The sequence below is a fragment of the Streptococcus oralis genome, from assembly GCF_003942875.1.
Taxonomy (GTDB): domain Bacteria; phylum Bacillota; class Bacilli; order Lactobacillales; family Streptococcaceae; genus Streptococcus; species Streptococcus oralis_BX.
The window spans coordinates 50027-59594 of the sequence record NZ_RMVK01000010.1; the positions used below are offsets into that span (position 1 = coordinate 50027).

A 9568-nucleotide genomic window follows, 5' to 3' on the forward strand; every position below is an offset into this window, starting at 1 on the left:
ATTAACTTTTCTACGGAATTAGGAACCTTTATTTACTTTAATTTATCAAATTAGAATATTTTCTTTCTGGATAGAATTAGTATCTTTCTCACTTAGCGACCAAATGTGTATACTATATTCAGCAAAAATGAATAGTTAAAGACAAAAAAAGGAAGCCACTAAGTGACTTCCTTCTAGAGTGAGGACTGATTAGTCTTCACCTTTGTTTTTCTTAATGATTTCTTCTTGTACTGACTTAGGTACATCTTCGTAGTGGTCAAATACCATCATGAATGTACCACGTCCTTGAGATGCAGAACGAAGAACTGTTGCGTAACCGAACATTTCAGCAAGTGGAACGTAAGCACGAACGATTTGGCTGTTACCGTGTGCTTCCATACCATCTACACGTCCACGACGAGCAGTTACGTGACCCATAACATCACCAAGGTTTTCTTCTGGAACAGTGATGGTTACAAGCATCATTGGTTCAAGGATAGCTGGTTGTGCTGATTTAGCAGCTTCTTTAAGGGCAAGTGAAGCCGCGATCTTGAAGGCAGTTTCAGATGAGTCGACATCGTGGTATGAACCATCGTAAAGCTTAGCTTTAACGTCAACCATTGGGTAACCTGCAAGAACACCGTTAGCCATAGATTCTACCAAACCTTTTTCAACCGCTGGGATAAATTCACGAGGAACCACACCACCGACGATTGCGTTTTCGAATTCGAATCCTTTACCTTCTTCGTTTGGAGTAAATTCAATCCATACATCACCGAATTGACCTTTACCACCAGACTGACGTTTGAAGAATCCACGTGCTTGAGTAGAAGCGCGGAATGTTTCACGGTAAGATACTTGAGGAGCACCTACGTTCGCTTCCACTTTGAACTCACGACGCATACGGTCAACAAGGACGTCAAGGTGAAGCTCACCCATACCTGAGATAACTGTTTCACCAGTTTCAACGTTTGTTTCAACGCGGAATGTTGGATCTTCTTCAGCCAATTTTTGAAGGGCGATACCCATCTTGTCTTGGTCAGCTTTAGATTTTGGCTCAACCATCAATTGGATAACTGGTTCTGGAACGTTGATTGATTCAAGGATGATTTTAGCTTTTTCATCTGTCAATGAGTCACCAGTTGTAGTATCTTTCAAACCAACGGCAGCAGCGATATCACCTGAGTAAACAGTGTCAATTTCTTGACGGCTGTTAGCGTGCATTTGAAGGATACGTCCGATACGTTCACGTTTACCTTTAGAAGTGTTCAATACGTAAGAACCTGATTGAAGAACACCTGAGTATACACGGAAGAATGTCAAACGACCTACGAATGGGTCAGTCATGATCTTGAAGGCAAGAGCTGCGAATGGCTCTTCGTCAGATGCTGGACGAGTTTCTTCTTCGTCTGTATCTGGGTTGATACCTTTGATCGCTGGGATGTCAAGTGGGCTTGGAAGGTAGTCGATAACCGCATCAAGCATCAATTGAACACCCTTGTTCTTGAAGGCAGAACCACACAATACTGGGAAGAATTCAACGTTGATAGTTGCTTTACGGATAGCAGCTTTCAATTCTTCGTTAGTGATTTCTTCACCTTCAAGGTATTTCATCATCAAGTCTTCATCAGTTTCAGCAACTGCTTCCACCAATTTTTCACGGTATTCTTGAGCTTGGTCAAGGTATTCAGCTGGAATATCTTCTTCAAGGATATCTGTACCAAGGTCGTTAGTATAGATTTCAGCTTTCATCTTGATCAAGTCGATGATACCGCGGAAGTCATCTTCAGCACCGATTGGCAATTGGATTGGGTGTGCGTTTGCTTGAAGACGGTCGTGAAGTGTGCTTACTGAGTAAAGGAAGTCAGCACCGATTTTGTCCATTTTGTTGGCAAATACGATACGTGGAACTCCGTACTCAGTTGCTTGACGCCAAACTGTTTCAGTTTGAGGCTCAACACCTGATTGTGAGTCAAGAACAGTAACCGCACCGTCCAATACACGAAGAGAACGTTGTACTTCGATTGTGAAGTCCACGTGTCCTGGTGTGTCGATGATGTTTACGCGGTGGTTATTCCATTGAGCTGTTGTCGCAGCAGATGTGATAGTGATACCACGTTCTTGCTCTTGCTCCATCCAGTCCATTTGTGACGCACCTTCGTGAGTTTCACCGATTTTGTGGATTTTACCAGTGTAGTAAAGAATACGCTCAGTAGTTGTTGTTTTACCGGCATCGACGTGAGCCATGATACCGATATTACGAGTTTTTTCAAGTGAAAATTCGCGTGCCATGAGGTTTGTTTCTCCTATTTATTTTTAATTTCTATTCTATTATAACACGATTTTAATAAAAACGGATAGGCAGGACCTACCCGTTCTCAATGTTTATCTTGTTTTTGTTGGTTTCAACTTGTAGACAAGTTGAATTGAACTAGGGCTAAAAGCTCAAGTTAGCTGAGTTGAACTCGAGCGAGGCCCGGTGCAAAAAAGATAAACTGCTTTGTGTTCACGGAACACTGCATCAGTTTCCTATTTTTGCCTTGGGCCTTTGCCGCTCTTGGTATCATAATTTAGTTGAGCTCAAGCTAAAAGTCTGGAGAAAAAGATGAATCTCATTGGTTGCAATCGCAACCTGCTTTGATTCCCTATTTTCTCTGGGACTTTCTTAACGCTTTCGCATCCTATATTACCAACGGAAGTGTGCGAAGGCACGGTTAGCTTCAGCCATACGGTGAGTGTCTTCACGTTTCTTAACTGCTGCACCAGTGTTGTTCGCAGCATCCAAGATTTCTTTTGCAAGACGGTCTTGCATTGTGTGTTCACCACGAAGGCGAGCAATTGTTACCAACCAACGAAGTCCAAGCGTTGTACGGCGTTCCGGACGAACTTCAACTGGAACTTGGTAGTTAGATCCACCAACACGACGTGCACGTACTTCAAGTACAGGCATGATGTTTTCCATAGCTGTTTCAAATACTTCAAGTGCATCGTTACCAGTAGCTTCTTTGATTTGCTCAAAAGCACCGTAAACGATTGAAGCAGCTGTACCACGTTTACCATCAAGCATAACGCGGTTGATAAGACGAGTAACTAATTGTGAATTGTAAAGCGGATCTGGCAATACGTCACGTTTTGGAGCTCTATTTTTACGACTCATTTCTCTTTATCCCCTTTCCTTATGCTTTTGGACGTTTAGTACCGTATTTAGAACGGCCTTGTTTACGATCGTTAACACCTGCAGTATCAAGTGCACCACGGACGATATGGTAACGTACCCCTGGAAGGTCTTTTACACGTCCACCACGAAGAAGCACCACGCTGTGCTCTTGCAAGTTGTGTCCGATACCTGGGATGTAGGCAGTAACTTCGATAAGGTTGCTCAAACGTACACGAGCGAATTTACGAAGGGCAGAGTTAGGTTTTTTAGGTGTCATTGTTCCCACACGAGTTGCAACACCACGTTTTTGTGGTGAAGAAACGTTTGTTTGAACTTTTTTATGACTGTTGTAACCAACGTTCAAAGCTGGTGATTTAGATTTTTCTACTTTTGATTTACGCGGTTTGCGAACCAATTGGTTAATTGTAGGCATCTACATTCTCCTGTGTTTTTTTATTTTTGGTGATGATACACTTGGTGACAGCTACCATCTGTGTGTACTTTTGCAACATTTGTCAGCACGTCCCTGTACACTTTTGAGAGACCAAAAGTAAAAAGTACCGTCTATTATTGTAACACAATTTTTCCTTCATTGTCAAGATATTTTTCATTTTTATTCTGATCTTTTAACTCTTTGACACTAGCTTTTACCGCTTTTCTAAACCAGAAAAGGAGGCAATTTGCCTCCTCCTTTCTAGTATGGATTTCCTTCGATTCAAGTTATCATTTCGAAATTGTTTAACCCTTCTTATCAAAGCCAACCAGATTCTTTTGCAATGTTGGCTGCCTCTGTTCGATTACCAGCATCTAGTTTCGAAAGAATATTGGTGACATAGTTTCGGACGGTTCCATTTGATAGATAAAGCTGATCCGCGATTTCTTGATTAGACAAACCCTGAGCGATTCCCTTTAAAACAGCGATTTCTTGCTCTGTTAACGGATTGGGGTGCGTCATCACCACTTCCATCAATTCAGGCGAATATTCCTTGCGTCCTTCGAGAACAGTGTGCAAGGTTTGCATGAGGTCTGCGATGCTTCTTTCTTTTAAGACATAAGCATCCACTCCAGCCTTGACCGCACGTTCAAAATATCCGGGGCGCTTGAAGGTCGTCACCACAACCACCTTTGTTTCTGGCTTTTCTGCTCGTAGCCATTCCAAGACTTCGAGGCCTGTCTTAACAGGCATTTCTACGTCAAGAATGGCGATATCCACAGACTCTTTTTCTAAAAGTTGGATTGCTTCTTGGCCATCCTTGGCTTGTAGGACAGAATCTACATCTGCTTGAAAGGTAAGCAACTGGCACATAGCATCTCGCAACATACTTTGATCTTCTGCAACAAGTAATTTCATCTTAGTTTCTCTCCTTATAAGGTAGCCGAACCTGCACTTCAGTCGGCTGTTTCTGACTAATCACTTTTACTTCTCCTGAAAAAGGAAGGACACGGTCTCGAACGGTATGGAGTTCATCCCCTTTTAGAGAAGCAAAGCCACAGCCATCATCTCTCACTGTTAGAATGAGTTCTTTCTCTGTTCGTTCTAATTTCAAGTAAGCTTTGGATGCTTTGGCATGTTTGATGATGTTGGTCACCAATTCAAGCAAAATCATGGAGGCCGTTGATTCTAATTCCTGAGTTAGGCTAGCTGTATCTAGTTGGTGATTGATTTCTGTTTCAATTCCTGCAATTTCCAGCATTTTTTTAACAGTCGTAAATTCAGAAGCTAGGGTTCTGGTTTTAAGATTTTCGATAATTGTACGAACTTCATTCATGGATTCTTTACTGATCTGATGAATTTCTTTTAATTCTTTTTCCACTTGAGGATAGGCCTGCATTTGGAGAAGCTGGAGTGCAAGGTCCGTCTTCACACTCAGCATGGCAAAAGTATGGCCTAGACTGTCATGAAGATCCTGGCCGATACGACTGCGTTCGTTTTCAGCCAAGAAAAGATTGAGCTTGGCATTTTGTTTCATCTTTTCTTCTTTTATGTCCTCCGACAATCGAATTCGATAAAGACCAAAGGTCATTGCATCGGAAAAGATAAAGGTCACCAAGAAAAAGAGTAGCTGCCAGGGACTAACATGATTGACCATATAGATTCCGGTCAGAATAAATGGTTGCAGGACAATAAAACTGACAAAACGCCAAGAGTGAAAAGAAATCTCATCCAGCTCATAAATAAGGAGATTGGATAAATAAAAGATAAACCATGTGAAACCTGAACTTAGCCAAACAGATGTATAAAAAATGTAGACAAGCATGGACCACCATGCTAGCCACTGCACGGTGCGATTCTGACTGATTAAAACCGAATAGAAGGCAAGTACAAATAGTAGGGTCCATAGCAAGGTTAAAAGCGGGTAATCTCCAACGATGACACCCGCTATAGGAAAGATGATAAACACTATTGAAATATGAAACATATAATGAATGTTTTTAAATTTTTCCAACATAGATTTATTTTACCTCAATCCTTTTTTTCAGCTGGATTACCAGTACACCAAAGAAAACTGTATAGCCTAGCACAACCAAGGCAGCAAGAATATTAAATTCATGGTGTTCCAAATAAGTAGAGACGACCTGCATCAGTTGATAGGTTGGAGTCAGCTTTCCAATAGATTGGAGCCATTCTGGGAAGGAATTCAAGGGGAACCACAGTCCACCTAGGACAGCCAAAGCGATATAGGCAATATTTCCAATCACCGTCATCAGTTGAGCACTGGGAAGCAAGCTCACCAATACCCCCATGCTGATAAAGACCACGCTTCCGACCAGCAAAATAGCACCGATTACCAACCAGTCAAGCCAAGGTAGCGTAACTCCACGGACAAAATGACCAACTGAAAAGACAACTATAATTGATAACAAGAAAGTTAGCAGAGTGCTGAACAGTTTTGATACATAATATTCTACCATAGATACAGGAGAATGTTGAATCAATTTTTGCCAGTTGTTTGTCTTATCAGACTCGAGTGTGCTTGGGATACTGAAAAAAGCACTTGACATGATACTAAAGAGCGTCATGGCAAAGAGATAGGCTTGAAGAGCGATTTCTGGAATGTCTGATCCTGACATCATACCAGAGAAAATAAGGTAAAATACACTTGGAAGTCCGATGGATAGCAAGTAGTAGATGGCTTGCCGTTTCATCAGAATGATTTCTACTTTCATGAGACTTGTCATATTTTTCATCGTCAATCTCCTTTAGTCTTGAGTCGTTTCGAAGATACTGTCCAAAAGAGTTCGATTGCGAACTTCAATTTCTTCGATCGTGCAGCCCTGTTCTTGCAAAACTTTCCATACCTGGCTGGCTTCTTTGGTGGTGAAGGAAAGAGCATTTTGCTTGATTTCAAGCCCTTGAACCATAGTCAGAGAGCTGACAAAATCCTGATAAGTTAGAGGTATCGTAAAGTGTTTTTCTCGTTCTTCACCACGCATGGCATAAGGTGTCGTATCACGGATCAATTCACCCTTGTGGAGGACCAAGATGCGATCGGCCGTATGCTCCACCTCTTCGATATAGTGAGAAGAATAAACAATGGTCACACCATTTTTCTTTAACTGATTGACAATTTCCCAAAAATGCTGACGTGTCGAGGTATCCATGGCAGCAGTTGGTTCGTCTAAAAATAGAATTTTCGGACGACCTATTAGTGCCAACACGAAAGAGAACAAACGTTTTTGCCCACCAGACAACTTGCCCGCTAGCTGATTTTTCTGTTTGTCCGAAAATCTCAGCAAGTCATCAATTTCTTGATTGGAGAGACTGTTTGGATAGATTGATTGAAAGAAGGATAAGAGTTCTTTCACTTTCAAGTCTTGAACCACCGTATTTTCTTGAGGTAAGATAGAAATAAGCTGCTTTAATCGAGGATTTGTTGGTGCAAAGCCTTGAATAGCTATCTGACCTGAGCTCACGAACTTGTCGCCCAAGAGGCAATCAATCAAGGTCGTCTTACCTGCTCCATTAGGTCCGATCAAGGCGACACATTCACCATCGTTGATTTCAAAGGAGATGTTCCGCAAGATCTCCTTGTCTTTTATTTTCTTACTCAATTTCTCAACTTTAATCACAGTCATGAGATTCTCCTTTCAACCACTTCATTCCCATAGGGAAAACGACGAAAATCATAAACCCAAAACCCCAAGCACCACGAATAAATTGGCGAAGCACGGTTTGGTCAAACCAACCAGTAAACATTTCCACTAACCATACCAAGAGTGATAGGCTGATAAAGAAATAGATGATTGCTTTTTTCATTCCTCAAACTCCTTTTTCACATCTCTGACCAATTTCAAACCTTCTCTGACAAGCCAAGACATCATTCCAAAGCCAGCAAAGAGCTCCCAAGGAAAATGGTAGAAACCCTCGTCCAATCCTGAAAACATGAGATAGGTCATAACTCCTGCTGCTACTAAACTCACTGCGACAATCATTTTATTTTTCATTTCTTCTTCCTCCATTTCATACTTCAATTATAGTCCTTTGAAGTTAACTGAGCTAGATGCTTCTGTCACTAGGAAATATGACAAATGTCATAAAAAAAGAACCAATTTCTCGGTTCTTAAAAATGATTAGTCTGATTCATCGTTTCGTTTCTTTTTACCTAGCAATCCAAGTGTCATAGCACCTGCTAGGGCTGTCAGAATTCCTAGATTTTTCAAACCATCTTCTTGACTTCCTGTATTTGGAAGTTGATTTTTTTCTACAGAGATGTTTTGAGTCAATTGATCTGGTTTCGAATCAGATACTGAAAGTTCTTTTTTATCAGACGGCTTCACTTGCTCTGGAAGTTCTACTACTGTTGGAGTATAGAATCCTGAAATGATATTTCCATTACGGTCTTTACGGATCACTTTCACACCTTTGGCTTGTCCTACAAAGTCTGCCTCTGGAGTGAAGGTGACGGTGCCATCTGGTGAGATTACATAAGTTCCTTGACCTGGAACGACTTTTTCAGTTGTTCCATCTTCAAAGGTTGGCGGAACTGTCAGATCGACATCACCTGTAAAGTTTGGTTTACCAGTCTGAGTTTGACCTTTAAGACCTTCTGATGTCGCATCACTCACTTGTGTTTGTCCAAGGACAGTTGGTGTGTAGTGAGCAGTAACTACATTTCCATACATATCCAGACGTTTCACAACCAATCCTTTAGCTGTACCAACAAAGTCTGGTTCTGGAGTAAAGGTAATCTTACCATCTTTATCAATTGTATAGCTTCCTTCACCCGGAACAATCATAGTCGTGCTACCATCCTCAAATGTTGGTGGTACAGTCGAATCGATATTTCCTTCAAACACTGGTGTTGCCACTTGTGGTTGGCCTTTTGCTCCTGTAGAAGCCGTGTCATGACCAGTAGATGGATCTACAACTGTTGGACGATAGCTTGCAGTAACTGGAGTACCGTTCTTATCCTTACGGACAATCGTTACGCCTGTTCCTTTTCCTACAAAGTCTGCCTCTGGAGTGAAGGTAACGGTGCCATCTGGTGAGATTGCATAAGTTCCTTCACCTGGAATCACTTTTTCAGTTGATCCATCTTCAAAGGTTGGCTCGACTGTTTCATCGATTGGAACAAGCGGATTACCACCTTCAAATGTTGGTGTACCCGTTTGAACAAGCCCCTTAATGTTCACTGAAGAAGTATCTTTACCAGTTGGTGTTACCTTAGTGAGCTCTGGACTGTAGGTCGCAGTCACTGGAGTGCCATTCTTATCCACACGTTTGACTGTGACTGGAGCTGGGTTTCCGACAAACTGTTTGTCTGGAGTGAAGGTCACTGTGCCGTCTGGGGCAATCGTGTAAGTTCCTTGACCTGGAATAAACTTCTCTTTGCTGCCATCTTCAAAAGTTGGCTCAACTGTTTCATCGATTGGAACCAGTGGGTCACCACCTTGGAAGGTTGGGGTGCCTGTTTGTGGAACACCCTGAGGACCTGTGCTGGTTGCGTTAGTGCTGGTTGGAACTACTTCTTTCACCACCGCTTGGTACTTGACAGTAACAGGAGTTCCGTTGGCATCCACACGAGTCAATTCAAGTTCTGGTGTTTCACCTTTGAACTGTTTATCAGGAGTGCTACAAACTGCTTGTCTGGGGTGAAGGTTACAGTTCCATCTGAAGCAATTGTGTAGGTTCCTTGACCTGGAATGGTCTTCTCTTTACTTCCATCTTCGAAGGTTGGCTCTACTGTTTCATCGATTGGAACCAGTGGGTCACCACCTTGGAAGGTTGGAGTGCCTGTTTGTGGAACACCCTGAGGACCTGTGCTAGTTACGTTAGTGCTGGTTGGAACTACTTCTTTCACCACCGCTTGGTACTTGACAGTAACAGGAGTTCCGTTGACATCCATTCGAGTCAATTCAAGCTCTGATGTTTCACCCTTGAACTGTTTATCAGGAGTGAAGGTCACCTTGCCATCTGCGTCTACTTCGAAC

The 9568-nt window shown here is 42.1% G+C and carries 9 protein-coding genes and 1 pseudogene; all 10 read right to left on the minus strand.

Annotation, left to right across the window (positions count from 1 at the left end):
* Positions 1 to 189: 189 nt before the first annotated feature.
* Positions 190 to 2271: an elongation factor G gene (fusA, locus tag D8844_RS09910; protein ID WP_000090339.1), complete on the minus strand. Its 2082-nt coding sequence runs from the start codon at positions 2269 to 2271 to the stop codon at positions 190 to 192.
* A 394-nt stretch (positions 2272 to 2665) separates the two neighbouring features.
* The gene (gene rpsG / locus D8844_RS09915) at positions 2666 to 3136 is read right to left on the minus strand and encodes a 30S ribosomal protein S7 (RefSeq protein WP_000087873.1); all 471 of its coding nucleotides are present in this window, start codon (positions 3134 to 3136) and stop codon (positions 2666 to 2668) included.
* Positions 3137 to 3155: 19 nt separating this feature from the next.
* Positions 3156 to 3569, minus strand: coding sequence for a 30S ribosomal protein S12 (gene rpsL / locus D8844_RS09920; RefSeq protein ID WP_001142332.1), 414 nt, complete (start codon positions 3567 to 3569; stop codon positions 3156 to 3158).
* A 318-nt stretch (positions 3570 to 3887) separates the two neighbouring features.
* Entirely contained in the window at positions 3888 to 4487 is a 600-nt protein-coding gene (locus tag D8844_RS09930; protein WP_125423789.1) for a response regulator transcription factor, read from the minus strand.
* A gap of 1 nt (position 4488) precedes the next feature.
* A complete protein-coding gene (locus D8844_RS09935; protein WP_125423792.1) occupies positions 4489 to 5586 on the minus strand; it encodes a sensor histidine kinase in 1098 nt (365 codons plus the stop codon).
* A gap of 4 nt (positions 5587 to 5590) precedes the next feature.
* Positions 5591 to 6325, minus strand: coding sequence for an ABC transporter permease (locus tag D8844_RS09940; RefSeq protein ID WP_125423795.1), 735 nt, complete (start codon positions 6323 to 6325; stop codon positions 5591 to 5593).
* A 12-nt stretch (positions 6326 to 6337) separates the two neighbouring features.
* Positions 6338 to 7213 (minus strand): ABC transporter ATP-binding protein, encoded by an 876-nt coding sequence (locus D8844_RS09945; RefSeq protein WP_125423798.1) that lies wholly within the window; start codon positions 7211 to 7213, stop codon positions 6338 to 6340.
* Entirely contained in the window at positions 7200 to 7394 is a 195-nt protein-coding gene (locus D8844_RS09950; protein ID WP_000709170.1) for a hypothetical protein, read from the minus strand. The genes D8844_RS09945 and D8844_RS09950 overlap by 14 nt, the downstream gene beginning before the upstream one ends.
* Entirely contained in the window at positions 7391 to 7597 is a 207-nt protein-coding gene (locus D8844_RS09955; protein ID WP_000390701.1) for a hypothetical protein, read from the minus strand. Before D8844_RS09955 ends, D8844_RS09950 begins: the two co-directional genes overlap by 4 nt.
* A gap of 111 nt (positions 7598 to 7708) precedes the next feature.
* Positions 7709 to 9568 (minus strand): annotated as a pseudogene (locus D8844_RS09960) (YSIRK-type signal peptide-containing protein); the annotation flags it as partial.

What these genes read in the sequence shown, in the direction of transcription:
- fusA (WP_000090339.1), bottom strand. Translation starts at nt 2,271, where the DNA reads ATGGCACGCGAATTTTCACTTGAAAAAACTCGTAATATCGGTATCATG.
- rpsG (WP_000087873.1), bottom strand. Translation starts at nt 3,136, where the DNA reads ATGAGTCGTAAAAATAGAGCTCCAAAACGTGACGTATTGCCAGATCCG.
- rpsL (WP_001142332.1), bottom strand. Translation starts at nt 3,569, where the DNA reads ATGCCTACAATTAACCAATTGGTTCGCAAACCGCGTAAATCAAAAGTA.
- D8844_RS09930 (WP_125423789.1), bottom strand. Translation starts at nt 4,487, where the DNA reads ATGAAATTACTTGTTGCAGAAGATCAAAGTATGTTGCGAGATGCTATG.
- D8844_RS09935 (WP_125423792.1), bottom strand. Translation starts at nt 5,586, where the DNA reads ATGTTGGAAAAATTTAAAAACATTCATTATATGTTTCATATTTCAATA.
- D8844_RS09940 (WP_125423795.1), bottom strand. Translation starts at nt 6,325, where the DNA reads ATGAAAAATATGACAAGTCTCATGAAAGTAGAAATCATTCTGATGAAA.
- D8844_RS09945 (WP_125423798.1), bottom strand. Translation starts at nt 7,213, where the DNA reads ATGACTGTGATTAAAGTTGAGAAATTGAGTAAGAAAATAAAAGACAAG.
- D8844_RS09950 (WP_000709170.1), bottom strand. Translation starts at nt 7,394, where the DNA reads ATGAAAAAAGCAATCATCTATTTCTTTATCAGCCTATCACTCTTGGTA.
- D8844_RS09955 (WP_000390701.1), bottom strand. Translation starts at nt 7,597, where the DNA reads ATGGAGGAAGAAGAAATGAAAAATAAAATGATTGTCGCAGTGAGTTTA.